General features: G+C 68.8%; 14 protein-coding genes. 2 read left to right on the top strand and 12 right to left on the bottom strand.

Going from position 1 to position 17,949, the window contains the following annotated elements; all coding sequences use genetic code 11:
- Nucleotides 1-76: 76 nt before the first annotated feature.
- Nucleotides 77-2,089, top strand: coding sequence for a diguanylate cyclase domain-containing protein (locus tag ACEWX3_RS23705; protein WP_374157843.1), 2,013 nt, complete (start codon nucleotides 77-79; stop codon nucleotides 2,087-2,089).
- Here the strand turns inward: ACEWX3_RS23705 and ACEWX3_RS23700 are convergent.
- The 5 genes from ACEWX3_RS23700 to ACEWX3_RS23680 all read right to left on the bottom strand — a co-directional run bounded on the left by ACEWX3_RS23700 (nucleotide 2,018) and on the right by ACEWX3_RS23680 (nucleotide 7,797).
- Complete coding sequence (locus tag ACEWX3_RS23700; protein ID WP_374157842.1) at nucleotides 2,018-3,043, bottom strand: NAD(P)/FAD-dependent oxidoreductase; 1,026 nt, start codon at nucleotides 3,041-3,043, stop codon at nucleotides 2,018-2,020. The genes ACEWX3_RS23705 and ACEWX3_RS23700 overlap by 72 nt on opposite strands.
- Nucleotides 3,040-3,564 (bottom strand): isoprenylcysteine carboxyl methyltransferase family protein, encoded by a 525-nt coding sequence (locus ACEWX3_RS23695; protein ID WP_374157841.1) that lies wholly within the window; start codon nucleotides 3,562-3,564, stop codon nucleotides 3,040-3,042. Before ACEWX3_RS23695 ends, ACEWX3_RS23700 begins: the two co-directional genes overlap by 4 nt.
- An 8-nt stretch (nucleotides 3,565-3,572) precedes the next feature.
- Nucleotides 3,573-4,634 (bottom strand): type III polyketide synthase, encoded by a 1,062-nt coding sequence (locus tag ACEWX3_RS23690; protein WP_374159931.1) that lies wholly within the window; start codon nucleotides 4,632-4,634, stop codon nucleotides 3,573-3,575.
- A gap of 20 nt (nucleotides 4,635-4,654) precedes the next feature.
- Complete coding sequence (locus ACEWX3_RS23685; RefSeq protein WP_374157840.1) at nucleotides 4,655-6,934, bottom strand: MMPL family transporter; 2,280 nt, start codon at nucleotides 6,932-6,934, stop codon at nucleotides 4,655-4,657.
- Nucleotides 6,935-7,035: 101 nt separating this feature from the next.
- Nucleotides 7,036-7,797: a M15 family metallopeptidase gene (locus tag ACEWX3_RS23680; protein ID WP_374157839.1), complete on the bottom strand. Its 762-nt coding sequence runs from the start codon at nucleotides 7,795-7,797 to the stop codon at nucleotides 7,036-7,038.
- 161 nt (nucleotides 7,798-7,958) lie between these two features.
- Between ACEWX3_RS23680 and ACEWX3_RS23675 the strand changes: the two genes are divergently transcribed.
- Nucleotides 7,959-8,180: a hypothetical protein gene (locus tag ACEWX3_RS23675; protein ID WP_207064869.1), complete on the top strand. Its 222-nt coding sequence runs from the start codon at nucleotides 7,959-7,961 to the stop codon at nucleotides 8,178-8,180.
- On the opposite strand, the gene ACEWX3_RS23670 is transcribed toward ACEWX3_RS23675, so the two are convergent.
- From ACEWX3_RS23670 to recD, 7 genes are all read right to left on the bottom strand, one after another.
- Nucleotides 8,177-9,523, bottom strand: coding sequence for an NAD(P)-binding domain-containing protein (locus ACEWX3_RS23670; RefSeq protein ID WP_374157838.1), 1,347 nt, complete (start codon nucleotides 9,521-9,523; stop codon nucleotides 8,177-8,179). The two genes, ACEWX3_RS23675 and ACEWX3_RS23670, sit on opposite strands and share 4 nt — an antisense overlap.
- Nucleotides 9,524-9,555: 32 nt before the next feature.
- On the bottom strand, nucleotides 9,556-11,874 hold the full coding sequence (locus ACEWX3_RS23665) for a DUF1989 domain-containing protein (protein ID WP_374157837.1): 2,319 nt from the start codon (nucleotides 11,872-11,874) through the stop codon (nucleotides 9,556-9,558).
- A 16-nt stretch (nucleotides 11,875-11,890) separates the two neighbouring features.
- Entirely contained in the window at nucleotides 11,891-12,265 is a 375-nt protein-coding gene (locus ACEWX3_RS23660; RefSeq protein ID WP_152515628.1) for an ethanolamine utilization protein, read from the bottom strand.
- A gap of 182 nt (nucleotides 12,266-12,447) precedes the next feature.
- Nucleotides 12,448-14,838, bottom strand: a complete 2,391-nt coding sequence (locus tag ACEWX3_RS23655; RefSeq protein WP_374157836.1) for a YbhN family protein — start codon at nucleotides 14,836-14,838, stop codon at nucleotides 12,448-12,450.
- A gap of 269 nt (nucleotides 14,839-15,107) precedes the next feature.
- Complete coding sequence (locus ACEWX3_RS23650) at nucleotides 15,108-15,428, bottom strand: hypothetical protein (RefSeq protein WP_207064865.1); 321 nt, start codon at nucleotides 15,426-15,428, stop codon at nucleotides 15,108-15,110.
- 372 nt (nucleotides 15,429-15,800) lie between these two features.
- Nucleotides 15,801-16,112 (bottom strand): hypothetical protein, encoded by a 312-nt coding sequence (locus ACEWX3_RS23645; protein ID WP_221349540.1) that lies wholly within the window; start codon nucleotides 16,110-16,112, stop codon nucleotides 15,801-15,803.
- A 151-nt stretch (nucleotides 16,113-16,263) separates the two neighbouring features.
- On the bottom strand, nucleotides 16,264-17,949 hold the full coding sequence (gene recD / locus ACEWX3_RS23640) for an exodeoxyribonuclease V subunit alpha (RefSeq protein ID WP_374159930.1): 1,686 nt from the start codon (nucleotides 17,947-17,949) through the stop codon (nucleotides 16,264-16,266).

Here is a 17,949-nt window from a genome sequence, read left to right as displayed (position 1 = left end):
ATGTGAACTCCGCGCTAGCCTCGGATGGGCAGTCGGGGGATTGCCGAGACGAATATTGACGCGGTTGACTAGACGCATGGCAGCGGGCGCCGAAGCAGACGGCTGGTGGGCCGGTCTGCGTGCCCGCGTGCGCGGTGCTGGTCTGCGCGCACTTGTGCGCGGTGCTGGTTTGCGCGCACTTGTGCGCGGTGCTGGTCTGCGCGCACCCGTGCGCGGTGCTGGTCTGCGCGCACCCGTGCGCGGTGCCGACCTGGTTCCCCCTCTCTGGCAGCTCATCGGCTGGACCGCCGCCGTCGCCTCCGCGTCCTATCTGGTGCGCTGGCTGGCCAGCGTCGACGGGCGCACCTTCACCGTGGTCTGGCTGGCCGCAGCGCCGCAGTTGGTGGCGCTGTTGACCTCCCGTCGCCGGCACTGGCCGGTGTATCTGCTGGCATTCGCGGTGACGCAGTACCTGCCGGCCTGGCTGCTGCTCGGCCAGCGCCCGGAGCTCGCCGCCCTGTCCACTGTCAGCGCGGTGCTGTTCGCCGCGACCGTCCTGCACCCCGACCGGGACTGGGTGTTCGGGCGCAGTGATTCAGTGCGCAGCTGGCGGCGCTTCGTCATCTACGCCGTATTGGTGGCCCCGATGCTGGCCGGACTGATCGGCGCGGCCAGCGTGCTGGTGCACCAGCAGGGAAACCCCGACCCGCAGAGCCTCGCGCGCACCGCGCTGATCTGGTACCTCGCCGAAGCCGTCGGCATCGCGTTCCTGACCCCGGTGCTGCTGCGCTGGCGCCGATACTGGCGGCGCTACACCGGACGGCAACTGATCTCCACCGCCGGGCTCACGCTGCTGATGTTGGGCCTCGGCGCGGTGGCGGCCTCCGAGTCGAACTTCCTGCTGATGTTCCTCACCGGCGTACCGGCACTGCTGATGCTCATCGAGTTCGGCATCGCCGCGGCGTTCTGGCAGCTGGCGGTCGGCGCCGTCATCATCCTGGGCACCACCTTCGCCGGGCGCGGACCGTTCATCGCCACCGCAGACACCGCGACGCAGGCGATGATCCACGCCCAGGCGTTCCTGCTCGCCGGGTACGCGATGGTGGTGATCGTCGCCGCGGCGCTCGAGGAGCGCAACCGGCTGTCCGCCCTCGACCACGTCAGCCGCGAGATCTACGACCTCGTCGCCGATCTGACCGGTGACCTGGTGCTGGTGCTCGACCCCCGCGGCGACGTGCTGCACCACGCCTACACCGGCCACACCCACCTGGACCTGCCGCAGGGCCGGATCAGCCGGACCGAATGGCTCGAGCATGTCCATCCCGAGGACCAGCACCTGATCACCAACCGGATGGCGTCCCGGAGCGAAGGGGTGTCGCTGCCGTTTCGCGTGCGCTCCCGCGAGGGCGGATGGCGCTGGTATGTCGTGCACAGCCGGCGCGCGGCGCACGGGATGTCGGCGGCCATCCTGCGCGACGTCACACTCGAACGGGAAATGCAGGAGTCGCTGACCGACCTGGCCAACTCCGATGCGTTGACCGGCCTGGCCAACCGGCGCGGGCTCACTCAACGGGCCCGCGAGATCTGGCTGCGCGCCCACGAACTCGACCAACCCCTGACGGCGCTGTTCGTCGACGTCGACCACTTCAAGGCGTTCAACGACGAGTTCGGCCACCAGGCCGGTGATGCGTGCCTGCGCGACGTCTCCGACGTCCTGCAGAATCTGGCCGCCCCGGAGACGTGTGTGGCCGCGCGGTACGGCGGGGAGGAGTTCGCCGTCGTGCTGGCCGGCTGCGACGACCCGTACACGTTCGCCAAGGGGGTGGCTGCGGCGATCCGTGCGCTCGGAATCGACCATCCGGCCTCGCCGTGCGGCGTCTTGACGATCAGCATCGGGGTCGCGACCGCCTACCCCCGCACCGTGCACGGCGTGGACCCGGACGCCGCGGTGGGCCAGGTGCTCGAGCGCGCCGACCAGGCGCTGTACGTGGCGAAGTCGCAGGGCCGCAACGCCATCGCGCTGGCCCGCGACGAAGCGCTAGTCGGCGAGCAGGTTCACCGCACCGGCGAAGAGGCGCGGGAAGCGGGCGGCGGCGGGCACGACGACTGAGCGCAGCGGCGACGTGCCGACGGCCAGCATGCCCTCCGTGAGCAGCCGGTAGCGACGCGTAGCTTGGCGCCACTGCCGTTCGTAGTCCTGCGGACGATCGGCCACCACGCTGTCGACCAGCAGCCGCGACGCCGCGAACGCCAACCCGAGCCCCTCACCGGTCAGCGCGTCGACGTAGCCGGCCGCGTCCCCGACCAGCAGCACCCGGCCCGCAGTGCGGCGGTGGACCCGCTGCCGCAGCGGACCGGCCGCCCGGTCGGGCCCGTGCGCGTGCCCGTCCAGACGGTCGCGCAACGTGGGGAAGGCGGCGAGGTGCTGCTCGAAGCGTGCCTGCCGGGATGTCAGGATCGCGATGCCGACGCAGTCGTCGGCGACCGGCGTGAGGTAGGCCTCGGTGTCGGCCGACCAGTACACCTCCACGAACTCGCTCCACGGCGCTACGGCGACATGGCGTTTGAGGCCCCATCGCCGCGCACGGCCGGCCGGGCGCTCGAGGTGCAGGCTCGCGCGGATCGGGGAGTGCAGGCCGTCGGCAGCAGCGACGTAGCGGGCGCGGAGGTCTGCCCGCGTGGTGTGCACCGTCGCCGCGTCGTGGTCCTGGCTCACCTCGCGCACCGAGTCCTGCACGATGTCGACCCCGGCGGCGACCGCTGCGTCGAGCAGCGCGGCATGCAGCGTGGTGCGGCGCACGCCCAGCCCGGCCCCGGAGTCGAACTGCGCGGTGACCTGGTGGCGCGCGTCGAGGTAGGACACCCCGCGAAACGCCCTGCCCGGCGGGGCCACGCCGAGCAGTTCCAGCTGCCGGGTCGCATGCGGCATCAGGCCCTCGCCGCACGCCTTGTCTATTGGGCCGGAACGCTTTTCGACGACGGTGGTGTGCAACCCCGCCCGGGCGGCGTGGATGGCGGTGGCCAGACCGGCCGGGCCACCGCCGACCACCGCGAGGTCGATCACGTCGGCGGCCTCTCACCGGTGTCCAGCGACCGCAGCGCATCGTTTTCCACCGAGATCCTGGTTCGCAGCAGCGCGGCGTTCAGGACGGTGAACACCAGAGCGGTGAGCCACGCCGTATGCACCAGCGGCAACGCGATCCCCTCGACGACGACGGCGACGTAGTTGGGGTGCGACAGGAACCGGTAGGGCCCGCCGGTGATGCGCCCGGCGCCGGGGACGACGACCACACGGGTGTTCCACTGGCGGCCCAGAGTGAGAATGCACCACCAGCGCAACGCCTGAGCGGCCGCCACGAGCGCCAGCATGGGCCAACCCAGGGCGGGCAGGAACTCGCGGTGCGCGGCCTCGAGCAGACAACTGGCCAGCAGCGCGGTGTGCAGCACCACCATCACCGGGTAGTGGCCGGCGCCGAACTCGACGCCGCCGTGTTGTCTGCTCCACGCCAGGTTGCGTTGCGAGACAACGAGTTCAGCGACTCGCTCGACGGCGACGAGGGCGATCAGCAGGGTGTAGGCCAGCATCGGGATCCTCAGCGCCAGCGCAGCAGCACGAGTTCGGAGCAGAAGCCCGGGCCCATCGCCATCAGCAACCCGGGGCGGCCGGCCGGCGGTTTCTTCGCGCGGGTGTCGCGCAACACGTGCAGTACCGACGACGAGGACAGGTTGCCCACCTCGGCAAGTGAACGCCACGTCAGCTCCAGCGCGTCGTCGGCGAGGCCGAGCGCGGCGGTGATCGCCTCGATCACCTTGGGGCCGCCGGGGTGGGACACCCACGCGGCGATGTCGCCGAGGGTCAGGTCGTGGTCGGTGAGAAAGCCGCTCATGTCGTCGGCCAGGTACCGGTCGATCAGCTCGGGCAGGTTCGGGGACAGGATCAGCTGCAATCCGGCCGGGCCGACTTTCCAGCCCATGGTGTCCAGCGAATCCGGATACATCCGGCTGCGGGAGTCGAGCACGTCGGGTCCGCCGGCGCCGATTTTTTCGGCGCGGCGTTCACCGGCGGCGATCACCGCCGCAGCGCCGTCCCCGAACAGCGCACTGCCGACCAGGCTGGCCATGGTCGGCTCGGCCGCGGTGTAGGTGAGCGAGCACAGCTCCACCGACACCAGCGCGGCGACGTGATCGGGTGCACCGCGCAGGTAGTCGTGCATGCGGGCGACCCCCGCGGCCCCGGCCACACACCCCAAACCGAACAACGGGACCCGGCGCACGTCCGGGCGAAGACCCAGCCGGCCGGCGATCCTGGCGTCCAGCGAGGGCACCGCGATGCCGGTGACAGTGGTGGTCATGATCATATCGAGGTCACCGGGTCCGAGGGCGGCCTCGTCCAGCGCGGCGGAGAGCGCCTCGCAGGCCAGCTCGACCGCATGCTCGAGGTAGAGGTCGTTGGCCGCACCGAAATCGGTCAGCGTCGGGTAACGCTCCAACGGCAGCACGAAGTTGCGGGTGGACACCTTCGCGTGTGCGTGCAGGCCGCGCACCACGTCGCCGAGATCGGCGAACGCGGGCACCGCGAGGAAGGCCTCGGTGATCTCGTCTTGGCGGTAGCGGTGTTTCGGCAGTGCTCCCTGGACACCGGTGATGACGCTGATCGGGTTGCCGGAAGTGGGGCTCATGTGATGATCCGTTCGGACTTCTCGTCGGGGACCTCGGTGTCGGGGTCTTCGGGTTCCGTGGTGCCGGGGAGCTGGGAGAGGGGCGCTGCGGGTTCGTCGGCGATCCCCAGGCGGTCGTGCACCCGTCTGAGCCAGCGCGGCGCCCACCAGTTGGCGCTGCCCATGACGTGCATGAAGGCGGGCACCAACACCATCCGCACCAGCGTGGCGTCGGCGAGGACGGCCAGCGTCAGCCCGAGGCCGAACATCCGCATCACCGAGGTACTCGCGGCGATCAACGCTGCGAACGAGATCGACATGATCAGCGCGGCCGCGGTGATCACCCGGCCGGTATGGGCGATACCGAGCGCCACCGCCTCGTCATTGGACATGCCGGGCCTGAGCCAGAACTCGCGGATGCGCGCGACCAGGAACACCTCGTAGTCCATCGAGAGGCCGAACGCGATGCAGAACAACAGCACCGGCATGTTGGCCACCAGGGTGCCGGTGTGGGTGGTACCGAGCCCGCCGAGGTGGCCGTCCTGGAAGATCCACACCAGCGCACCGAACGCCGCGGTCAGTGAAAGCATGTTCAGCACCAGGGCTTTCAGCGGCACCACGACGCTGCCGGTGAGCAGGAACAGCAGGCCGAACATGATGACGGCGATCAGGCCGAGCACCAGCGGCAGGGTGGACGTGATCGCGTTCACGCTGTCGCGGTTGGTTTGTGCGGTACCGGTGAACTCGACGGTGCGCCCACCGGGCCCGGCGACGTCGTGCATGCGGTCGAGCTGAGCCTCCGAGGCGTCGGAGAACAACGGCGCGGTGGTGGCGACAGTCAGGAACATGCTGCCGTCGCGTGCGGCGGTCGGCGCGGTCGGTGGGCCGGAACGGCTGCCCGCGACGAAGGTGCCGGTCGGCGCGGACACCGCGGCGACGTCGGCAACCCGTGACAGATCGGCGGCGTAGCCGGACACCTGCTCGGGGGACAGACCGGCGCTGTCGGGGACGACGACGGTCACGGCGGTGTCGGAGTTGGCGGCGAACTGCTCGCGCAGCTGATCGCCGACCTGATGGGCCGAGGCCGACGGCGGCAGCACCCGGTCGTCGGGGAACCCCCAGCGCACTCCGAGGAACGGTGCCCCCAGAACGAGCAGGAGCGCCACGACGGCCAGGCCCAGCGGCAGCGCCCGGCGCATCACGCCGTGTGCGCAGCGATACCAGAACCGCTGCTGCACCGGCACCGGACCGGGGTCGGGGCGGCGCAGCAGGCGACGGGCCAGCCGGGCAACGTTCAGCGAGTCGATCCGGTCGCCGAGCAGCACCAGGGCGGCGGGGGTGATGACGACCGCTGCCGCGGCGGCGAACGCGACGGTGGCGACCCCGGCGTAGGCGAAGGACTTGAGGAAGTGCATCGGAAACAGCACCATCACCGACATCGACAGCGCCACGGTCGTCGCCGAGAACAGCACGGTGCGGCCGGCGGTGTTCATCGTCCGCGAGAGTGCGGTGGCGCGGTCGGCGCCGCCGGACAGTTCGTCGCGGTAGCGGGAGATGATCAGCAGCGTGTAGTCGATGGCCAGCGCCAGGCCCATCGCCGCGGCCAGGTTGAGCGCGAAGATCGAGACGTCGGTGGCGAATGTGACCACGCGCAGCACCGCCAGTGCGCCGATCACCGTCATGGCGCCGATGGCCACCGGCAACGCCGCGGCCAGGAGCCCGCCGAACACCCACACCAGGACCAGGAAGCTCAGCGGGATGGCGAGCGACTCCATCAGCAGCAGGTCACGTTGGGACTGCTCGGTGATCTGCACGTTGACCATCGCGGTACCGCCGGTGCGCACCGAGACGCCATCGCGCTCGCCGCTGACCCGCTCGGAGATGTCCTTGGCGTAGGTCTGTTGCTGCGCTTCGGTGCCGGTGATGCCCGCGACGATCAGTCCGGCGGTGCGGTCGGTGCTGATCAGCTCCGGTGTGACGGGGGTGGACCAGGCCGAGGAGATGTCGGCGACGTGCGGATTGTCGTCGAGTGCGGTGACGATGTCCTGGGCCGCCGTGCGCGCGGCGGGGCTGTCGACCCCGTCGGGGGACGACACCACGATGACCATCTCGACGTCACCGCGACCGAAGCGCTCGGTGAGTAACCGTGCCGCGCTGGCGGACTCGGAGCCGGGGTCCTGAAAACCGCTGGGGGAGAGGTGATTGGCGACGGGTACGCCGAACACGGCCAACGCAACCGTCAGCACGGCCGCACCGGCGATGATGCGTCGCGGCGCGGCCAAGGCCAGCACTGTCATTCGATGCAGCAGGGCAACCTCCGCTCCTTGACGGCGCCCGAATTTACGCTACCGCAAGCCCGCGCGGGGGCTCACCTGATCAGCGCCCTGTCAGCATTTGGTCAGGGAAGCTCGAAATGCTGGTAGTCCAGCGGGGTGCGCCAATGGCCGCCCCACGTCCAGCCGCGGTCGGTGAACGCGAGCACCGCGGCGTCACCGTCGTGCAGCATGCCTGGTTCGGTGCGGGTGCGGTCGACCCACCGAGCGGCGTTGGCCGGCTGGTAGTCGCCGCGGCGATCCACGAAGGGGTTCAGCCGCGGGTTGACGTCGATCGCCCGGCCGTAGGCGTGATACGACCACTGCCCGGTTCCGGGAATGTCGCGGCAGTTGAACGCCGAGGTGTTGTTGTCGCGCATCGACAGCTCGTCGTCGGCGTCGGGGTAGTTCTCGACCGTGCGCATCCGCTCGATCGGATAGCCGATGCGGTAGAGCTCGGCAAACACGTCGATGACCTCGTCGGTGAGATCCTCGTGGACCACCAGCTGGCCGCGGTGGGTCTGCCCGTCGAAACCCCGGTAGTCCAGTTCGACCTGTCGTAACCGCTCCGGGGGCACGGGGCAGCCCGCCCTCCAGGTGCTGTCCAGGTCAGCGGCCGTGACGGAGCTGATCTCGGCCGGGCCGGCAGTCGGCGGAGGCGGAGGCGGAGGCGGAGGCGGCGGCGGCCGCGGAACGGTGCGGAACGTCTCCGGTGCCGGCTCGGCTGCCGTCGAGGTGGCCGGTGATGGCGTGGCCGGCGACGGCGTGGCCGGGTGACCCCGATCGGGCGCGCACTGCACCAGCGCTGCCGTCACGGCCACCAGCGCGGCCAGCCTCGCGATCACCATCGGACCCAACGTACCGAAGCATCCAGATCCGATTAGCACCGCTAATCAGTTCTGTTAGTACGGCTTTCGAAATCGACGCCAAGGTCACAAACTCGGGCGCATCGGTGTGATCTGTGCCATGGCCGGGTTATAGTGTGTCCGCAGTCACAGAAAGGGCGGCCATGGTTGGAATTGGCGAAGGCGCGATGATCCCGCAGCACAGCGAGACTCCTCGGCCGACACACGCTTCCCACTCGGCCAACTGGCTGCTCGCCACGCTGCTGAGCCTGATCCTGATCGCCGCGATCGCCGGCGTGGTCGTGGCACTGTCCAGCGGTATGCCCACGGTCGCGATCGTCGTCGCGCTCGTCACCGGGGCCGTGTTCGCCGGCGTGCTCTGTTAACGCTGCAAGAACCGCGCAAGGCTGTCGTCGGGCTCGTCCCACCAGGTGGTGCTCGGTGTCGGTCCCACGCTGCCCGTGCACGGTGAGGCGAATGACTTGTCCCGGTAGCCGGTGATGCTCTCGTCCTTATCGTGCTCCCACTCGATGAAGTGTTGCCTGACCAGGTCGAGATCGAACGACGGATAGTCGGTCAACGTCATCAGGTCGCGCACGTACTCGGTCTGGAAGTCGATCTGCTCCATGATGCTGTCGACCTGGGCGTACCGGGCCCGCCACGCAGCCACGTCGGCCGCCATCTCCTGCGGCGACGGCAACGGCAACCGGCCCAGCACGAGGTCGCGGGCGACGAACGCCTGAGCGTCGAACATTGTGAACGTGTAGTACTGGTCCTGCATGCCGAGATACATCAACCGCGGGTTGGCGGTCCAGGCCACGCCCTTGTACAAGCCGTCGGGGTAGAGGTTGTTCGGGGTGCTCAGTCGCAGTTCCGGGTCGATGAACGGGAAATGGTGCAGGTAACCGGTGCACAGGATGACCGCATCGACATCGCGGCTGGTGCCGTCGGCGAAATACGCTGTGCGGCCCTCGAGGTGGCGTAGCGCGGGAACCTCGGTGATGCCGTCGGGCCAGTCGAAACCCATGGCGGCGGTGCGGTAGGCCACGGTGATCGACGCAGCTCCGTACTTCAGCGCCTGCAGCGCGATGTCCTCGGCCGAGTAGCTGCTGCCCAGTATCAACAGATCCCTGCCGGTGAACTCGGCGGCGTCGCGGAAGTCGTGGGAGTGCAGGATGCGCCCGGGAAATCGGTCGAAACCGGGATACTCGGGCACGTTCGGGGTGGAGAAGTGCCCGGTTGCGACAATCACATGGTCGAAGGACTCGGTGCGCAGCACGCTGTCCCCGGACGGTTCCCACGTCTGCACCGTCACCTCGAACATCCGGGTGGATCCGTCGAACGACACGGCGCGCACCGGCGACTCGAATTGGATGTACTGGCGCACATCGCTTTTCTTCGCGCGGCCGACGATGTAGTCGTAGAGCACCTCGCGCGGCGGGAACGACGGTATCGCGCGGCCGAAGTGTTCGTCGAAGGTGTAGTCGGAGAACTCCAGGCACTCCTTGGGCCCGTTGGACCACAGGTAGCGGTACATGCTGCCGTGCACGGGATCTCCGCGCTCGTCGAGTCCGGTGCGCCAGGTGTAGTTCCACAACCCGCCCCAGTCGCTCTGCTTCTCGAAGCACACGATGTCACCGATGTCGGCGCCCGCCAGGCGGGCCTGTTCGAAGGCATGCAGTTGGGCGAGACCGCACGGGCCTGCGCCGATCACGGCGGTTCGGGTCATGGTTCCTCCTGGTAGTCGACGAGTGGGCGGTGTCAGGAACGGGGCCGGGTCTTGTCCGGGTCGTAGAACGGCAGCGTGGTGACGGTGGCGCCGAGCCGCTTGCGGTGCCCGTCGAGCTTGCCGACCTCGACGCGGGTGCCGGCGGTCGCGTGCTGAACAGCGATGCGGCACAGCGCAATACTGGACCCCAGTACCGGAGAGCGGGTGCCGCTGGTCACCACCCCGACCTGGAATCGACCGACGTGCACACAGTCGCCGTGCCCGGCGACCTCGTTGCCGTCCAGCAGCAGCCCGACCAGGGCCCGCTGCGGGTGCGCCTGGCGTTCGAGCAGAGCGGCCCGTCCCACGAAGTCGTCGTGTTTCGACCTCAGCGGCACAGTGAAACCGATGCCGGCCTCGAACGGGTCGGTCTGGTCGTCGAACTCGTGGCCCGCGGCGACCAGTCCCGACTCCACCCGCAACAGCTCCAGCGCCTCGAGACCCAACGGGGCCAGCCCGTACGGCTGCCCGGCTTCCCACACCGCGTCCCACACCGTCTCGGCGGTGTCGGGGTGCATCCACAGTTCGTAACCCAGCTCGCCGGTGTACCCGGTGCGCGAGATGACCAGCGGCACTCCGTCAGGCCCGCCGAGCCGGCCGATCAGGAACCGGAACCACCCCAGCTCGGGCAGCGCGGGCTGGGTCGGCGGCGTCCAGATCAGCTCGGCGAGCAGGTCGCGGCTGAGGGGCCCCTGGACGGCGAGGTTGTGCAGATGATCGGTGGAGTCCTTGATCCACACCTGAGAAAGACCCAGCCGGTCGGCCTGGCTACGCAGCCACTGGCCGTCGTAGGGGTCGCCGCCGACGAGGCGGAAGGTGTTCTCGCCCAGCCGCAGCACGGTGCAGTCGTCGATCACACCCCCGGCCTCGGTGCACATCGCGGAGTAGACGACCTGCCCGCGCGCCAGCCGGCGGATGTTGCGGGTCAGCGTGGCCTGCAACAACGCTTCGGCATCGGGGCCGAGGATTTCGAACTTGCGCAGCGCCGACAGGTCCATCACCGCGACCCGTTCGCGGCATGCCCAGTACTCGTCCTGGGGGCCGAAGTTGTCGTACGCGGTGGGAAGCCAGTAGCCGCGGTACTCGCTGAACTGTTGCGTCAGGGCACGGGTGCGTGCCGCGAAGGCGGTCGGCTTGGTGAGTACCGTGTCGGCGTCGGGCGTGAGCCGATGTCCCAGCGCCACGGAGAACCTCCTCGTGGAGTCGTAGACGCGGACGTGGATGTCGGTCGGCATCCAGCCGTTGGACGGGTCGATGTCGTCCGGGCAGGCCGACGAGGCGCACACCAGATCGGTACAGGCCCGAAACAGCACGTAATCGCCTGCCCGGGACCACGGTTCGTCGGTGACCAGCTGCTGGTCGGCGTCGAAGGCGGTGTTGTAGAACAGGTTCAGCGCCGGCCAGCCGGCGCGCGCTGTCACCCCGAACCGCGACAGCGTGGCGTTGAAGTTGTCGGTGCAGTTCACGTGGCCCGGGTAGCCCAGGTCGGCGTAGTACTTGGCGGTGCACGCCAGGGCGAACGTATCGTGGCGACCCACGGTGTCGCGGACCACCTCGACGAGGGGACGGGCTCGCGGGTCGAAGAACTTGCCCGCCAACCCCGGTCGCGGGTAGGCGCCGCCCCCGACGGTGCGCGTGGTGGTGGCGTCGAGGCCGTACTCGGTGCCGTCGTGCAATGTGCGGGCGTCGAAGGCCAGGAAATCCGAGCACTGCCTGCCCTGGACATCGATGACCTGGATGAACTGTCCGGCGCGAACCTCGTAGGCCGAGGCGGTCATGGCGTCGATGCGCATGTCGCACAACGGTTCGGCCAGCGGCTCGGGCAGCTCGGCGGCCTCGAGGCGGCGCGGGTCGGCGCGGCGCACCTCGACCCAGACCTCCGACGGTGGGTTCGGGTCCTCGGCCGTCGGCGACATCGGCGCTGCGGGTGCGGCGACCAGCACCACGGCGTCGGCGCCGACGGTGAAACCGGCCCGCGCACCGGCGGGCGAGCGACCGTCGAACAGCCGCGTCGCCACCGCGGCCGGCGGATCGATCCGATACTCGGACAAGAGCGTCAGGATTCGCGCCGCGGCACAGCCGGCCTCGCTGGACCCGGCGGACAGTCGCCGCAGCACACTGGCCGGGGCGTCGGGTGCCGTGCCGGGCACCGCGGCGGGATCGGCGGACAACACGGTCAGTTCGGCCGGCTGACGGCCATGCGGATCGATGACGTCGAGGCGGTCGCCGCCGCAGACCCGCAGTGCGGTGACCGCCCCCGGGCGGACTCGGAACCGCTCGACCGGGTCGTCGAGGCCGGCAGGTGCGCGCATTCCTGCTGCGGCGAGGTCAGGGGGCGAAAGAGCGGTAGCCGACGTAGAACGCCAGCGCACGATCGGGTGTGGAGAACAGGATTCGTGACCCCTTCGGGAAGAAGATCGCGTCCTTGGCGCGGGCGATCTCGACCTGTCCGGTGTCGACGTTCTCCAGCCGGAATTCGCCCTCCAGGACGATCTTCATCTCGTCGTAGTCGTAGTAGTAGTCCAGCGGCGCGTCGGTGTTGCGCAGTTCGAAGTAGCCCGAGCACATCGGCACTCCATTGGGGTTGGCGTAGACGTCGTCGATGAAGCCCTCGGTACCGGGATACTGCTCCAGCGGCATCTGGGGCAGGGTCTTCCAGAACCCGGACGTCACCAGGAAGGTCGGCGCGGCGGTACTCGTCATCAAGCCTCCAGCATGATCTCTGTCAGGAAACAGCGTCTGATGAGAGGAAACCACGGCTGCGTTTCGGGCAGATTAATCCCGGTAGCGCGCAGGTATCACCTCCGGTGACCCGGTCGCGAACGTGCATTCCCGGTAGCGCCGCGCGCACGACAACGACAGGGAACGCACGTTCGCGGGTGGTGCTAGATCATCTGCTTGCGGGTCAGCCATCGCATGATCGGCCAGCCCAGGAACACCGGCAGCCAGCAGGTCAGGATCCGGTACAGCAGCACGGCGGGCACCGCCACCGCCGCGGACACCCCGAACGCGGCCAGGCCGCCGATGAGCGCCGCTTCGACGGCCCCCACCCCGCCCGGTGTCGGGGCAGCCGACGCCAGCGTTCCGCCGACCATCGTCACGATCGTCACGGTCACGAAGTTCACGTCACCGCCGAACGCTTCGATGCTGGCCCACAGCGCCAGCGCCGAGCCGAGTGTCGTTGTGGCGCAACCCAGAATGATCACCGCAAGCCGCTTGGGCTCCCGGGCGAGCACCACGAGATCGTCGATGACCTCTTTCAGCCGCGGCCGCAGTGAACTGCCCAGCCAGCGCCGCAGCTTGGGCACGATCAGGAACACCCCCACCGCGCCCAACGCGGCGCCGGCGATCAGGTAGATCACCGTCGTGCTCGGCACGAACTGCGACAGGTCCGCCGACGCGCCCGCCGCGGCACTGAAGAACACCAGCAACGTGATGTGGGTGAGCACCTGCACCGACTGCTGCAGCGCCACCGCGGTGGTCGCCCGCAACGCGCCGAGCCCAGCCTTCTGCAGGAAGCGGGTGCTCAACGCCAGTCCGCCCACCCCGGCCGGGGTCGTCGTCGCCGCGAACGTGTTGGCGACCTGCATGATCGTCAGCGTGCGGAACTTGACCAGCCCGTCGGCGCACGCCCACAACGCCGCAGCGGCGCCGACGTACTTCAGCGCCGAGACCGCCAACCCAGCCAGCGCCCACCACCAGTTCGCGTTGCGCAATTCAGAGAAGAACACCGGCACCGAGCTGATGAACGGGTAGGCGACGTAGACGAGCGCCACCAGCAGCACCATCTGGATGATCTGGTTGCGGGTGAACCGCGTGATGGTCGCGGTGGTGATCTGGTCGGCGCCGGTCTGGCGTTTGACCTCGTCTCGCGCCGCCGTCATGACGGACCCGGCATCGCTCACCGCGTCGCGGACCCGCTTGGGCATCGCCACCTTGGTCAGCCGCCGCGACGCGGCGAGCACCGCCTCGTTGCCGAACACCGTGATCGCGGCGGCCACCGCGTCCTCGGCGCCGTACAACTCGGTGGTGGTGATCAGCAGTTGGGCGATGTCGGTGTGCAGATGCGCCTCGGAGGCCCCGTATTCGGCGTGGGCGAACCCGCCGAACATCGGGGTGCCGTCGACGACGGTGATCTCCTTGGCGCGCAGGTCGCCGTGCGAGATCTGCTGGCTGTGCAGCATGGCCAGCGAGTCCCACACCCGCGCGACCGGGGTGGTGTCCATGCACCGGGGCAGGTCGATGCCCTCGGCGGGGCGGTGCGCATACAGCGTCCAGCCGCGCTCGAGCGCCGCCACCGCGATCGGGGTGGAGTTCGACAACGCAAGCTCACCGACGGCGATGGCCATCAGCGCGCGATGCTCCACTGCCCGGCGCATCGACGGCTGGATCGGCGCCGTCTCGCTGTCGCGCAGCCGGACCTTGCGCCAGAACTGCCGCAGAAAGCCGCCACCACGTTGATGAGGACCGTACAACTCGACCACGGCGGCCCGTGCCTCGCCGTCGCCGTCGCCGCGATCGCGCCGCGCGGACAACAGCATGGGGCCACGGCCGGCCGGGCGCAGCACCGCCAACGCCGACACCGTGAACCCGCGACGCGCCATCGCACGCACCGCACCGTCCAGCGGCACCTCCAGGGCCGGCGTGCCCACCACCAGCACCACCAGCGCCCCGACGAACCAGCCGACGGCCAGCCCCAACAACGAGCGGGCCGGTACGACGGCGCTGACCACCAGATGGATCGGCACGAACGCCAGCAGCAACGCCCACCACCAGTGCCGCCAGCGGGCCGGCAGCCACGGGCCGGACACCGTCAGCACCGCTGCCAGCATCGCGATCCACCGCGGGTCGTCGAGGAACTGTGACAACACCGTGTCCAGGCGGTCGGACAGATCGAAGTGCCAGCGCGGCGCGGCGATGCCGTTTCCGGTGATCGACAACAGCAGCAGTGCGCTGAGCCCGGCCGCGGCGTAGGCACCCAACAGCTTCCATTGCCGCGACGCGATCAGGCCGATCAGGATCACGAACGGCAACGCGAAGATCGCTACGCCGTAGATGAGGTAGACGGTGTTGGACTGCGTCGGGGTGAGCACGCCGATGATCTCGGAGATCGATCGCTCCAGCGTCTCCCACTCGTATCGGGTGATCAGCGAGCTGGTCACGACGATGAGCAGGAAGATGCCGGACAGCGCCAGCCGCAGGATGTCGTTGGTGCGACGGATCAACGGCTGAAGCAAGCTGCCTGTTACGGCAATCTCGCGTCCGTCAACTCGCATGACTCAACGATCTCTCGACTCGGCCCGGGAGCCGTGCTCGGCTCACCGACAACTTAGCGATTGTTTGTGCGGCGTTGGCAGAGGTTGACAGGCGCGGACCGAAAAGGGGTGCGGTTGGGCGCGGGCGCACACCGCCCCCGGGTCAGAAAGTCGTCAGATTTTCGGCGGACGGTGTCTTTTCTCGTCCACTCAATGGGTGTCTATTTGTCAGCCGTACACCAAAAGAAAAAGGGCGCCCCTGAAAAGGGGCGCCCCGATTCCGGGAACGGTCACTCGACGGTGACGTAATACACCATGCCGACGGGCACATCCTGCCGCGTCTCGTTGATGACGTACTGGTCGTTCTCGTAAACCGTGTCGTTGATGGTGGGTCCCGGAATCACCGACACGATGTCCGCCTCGGACAGCGGCGCGCCGGAACGGTTCTCCACGATCACGCGGTCGCCGCCGGACTTCAGCTCGGCGATCGCCTCAGCAGCGTTGTCGCCGGGGTTCGGCAACGCTGCAGCAGGCGCAGCCAGCCCCAGAACCAGGGCCGAAAGCCCGGTGCCAACCACAGTCGCGCCGGCGGTGATGAACTTCTTCGTCATACGGGTGATGCTCCCTTCTTTCCACATCGGAGCCGTGGAGCAATCTGCGACGTCTTGACACAATCGTCCGATCAGCTCTCGTACACACCGGGTTTCCCCGATCTTCTTGTTGAAACAACCCGGGGGAAGTGACAATTTCATTGCGACGGGGTCGTTCGCATATTGGTCAGGACCGTGGCGGGAAGGCGCATCAGCGAGATACCGCACTCTGCTTCGAGCTGCCACAGAATGAGTTCGGGTTGTTGATAGCTCGGCGCTTCACGCCGGCGATTTCGGAGGTGGAAGCCATCTCGGCTCCCACGCCACGCGTGCGTGCAAAGCAGGACTGTGCGCCCCTGGGGACGCACAGTCCTGTCACTCACACCTGTGTGGTCATTCCACTGTGAGGTAGTACACCTGACCCACCGGGACGTCCTGGCGGTTCTCGTTGTTGGCATACGGATCCTGCACACCGATCGTTTCACGGATGTCGGGCCCTGGGGTGATGGCCACCACTTGCGCCTCGGCGAGTGGGGCATCGCTGAGGTTCTCGACATACACGCGGTTGCCGCCACCTTTCAACTCGGCGACGGCGTCAGCGGCGTTGTCGCCGACCACCGGTTCGGCCACGGCGGGGGACGCCACCAAGAGCGCAGCGGCAGACAACCCGCCTGCGACACCGGCAATCACGTTTGCTTTCTTCATCTTTGGTTCTCCTGCAGATTCGGTTCTACGAAACACGAACAAGCCAACAAGTGTTGAGGCTGTAAGGTCATTGACGGGGTTGCCAATTCACCAGCTCGTCAAACGTCTGCAACCGGAGCACCTCGTGGTCAGCAGTATCGATGTTGTCCTGCTACGGATCTGTAGGACGCCGATTCTGCAGTCGCTTGGCCAGCCCCGAGGCTCGCATCGCGCGTTGGCCGATCGCCGCGCGGACAGCTGACTCGGGGCCGACCACCACGACACGCTTCTTGGCTCGCGTCACTGCGGTGTAGAACAATTCCCTTGTCAGCAAACGGGATTCCGGTGGGGGAAGCAGCACGGTCACCTCATCGGCCTGACTGCCCTGGCTCTTGTGGATCGTCATCGCGAACATCGTCTCCACCTCGCCCAACCGGCTGGGCGCAAAGTCCGCCGAACCGATGTGCGCCCGTAATCCCTGGGTGGAGGCCACCACCACACCGGCATCGCCGTTGTAGACGCCCAATCCGTAGTCGTTGGCGGTGACCAACACCGGCCGTCCCGCATACCACGGCGTCCACAACGGCTGGCCGGAGTCCTCGGCCAACCAGCCCTCGACCCGCCGATTCCACACCGCGACCCCGAACGGTCCGCGCCGATGCGCACAGAGCAGACGGTGCTCCTCGAGAATCGACCGCGCCGCCGGCGCGTCACCGAGGACCGCGGCCCGGCGCATACGGACGGCCCGCTCGAGCAGCGAGCCGCGCAGAGCGTCGACCGCGTCGGTCGTGTCCACCCAGCCGATGGCGTCGCCCCCGCGGCGGAGCACGTCCATCGCCGCGTCGTCGTCACCGGTGCGCACCGCGTGCGCCAACGCCCCGATCGACTGGCCGAACCGGTGGGGCGTCTTGAGCTCCACGACACCGACGTCGCCGAGCCCCTCGACCAGGTCCGCGAGCACCGCGCCGGCATCGACCGACGCCAGCTGGTCGGGATCACCGACGAGCACCAGCCGCGCATCCGGCCGCACCGCTTCCAGCAGCCGCGCCATCATCGTCAGCGACACCATCGAGGTTTCGTCGATCACCACGACGTCATACGGCAGCCGATTGTGGCGGTGGTGCCGGAACCGTGACGAGGTGTCGGGCCTGCTGCCCAACAACCGGTGCAGCGTCGTCGAGCGCACACCCGCCAGCCGGCGCTGGTCGACCGGAGACAGCCGCGCGACCTCCAGGGCGACCGCCTCCTGCAGTCGGGCAGCGGCCTTACCCGTCGGCGCGGCCAGTGCCATCCGCAGCCCGGTGCCGCCGGTGAGGTCTGCCTGTTCGGCCAGAGCCGCAAGCAACCGGGCCACTGTCGTCGTCTTGCCCGTGCCCGGACCGCCGGTCAGGATCGTGAGCCGTTGCGCCACAGCGGCCTCCGCGGCCGCCCGCTGCTCGGCGTAGCCCTCGGGGAACAGACGTGTCAGGTCGGGCGCCGCCGCGTCGGGTGCCGGGTAGGCAGCCAGCCGCGCCGCGACGTCACTACACACCTGCTGCTCTTCGAGCCAGTACCGGTCGAAATACAGCAGCTCGTCGAGAAGTCTGAGCACCGGCGGGTTGCCCGCCAGCGGGCTGGCGCGCACCGCAGCCAGCCATGCCTGCGGCTCCGGCCAGGGGAGGTCGACCGCGACGTCCGCCGCGTCCCGGCCGCGCACCGACGCCAGGTCCACGCAGACCGACCCATTGCGCAATGCGGCGACCAGCAGGCCCACCGCGAGTCCCACCCGAGAGTCGGATTCGCCGGCCATCTCACAAAGCCGCTGAGCGACAACGGTGTCCGAGAGATCGAGGGTGCCGGCGTCGACCCACTGCGTCAG

Origin of the sequence: Mycobacterium sp. G7A2 (genome assembly GCF_041902445.1) — a bacterium.
Classification (GTDB): Bacteria; Actinomycetota; Actinomycetes; order Mycobacteriales; family Mycobacteriaceae; genus Mycobacterium.
The sequence above is the reverse complement of the archived record's forward strand: the minus strand, read 5'-3'. Positions and strand labels throughout refer to the sequence as shown.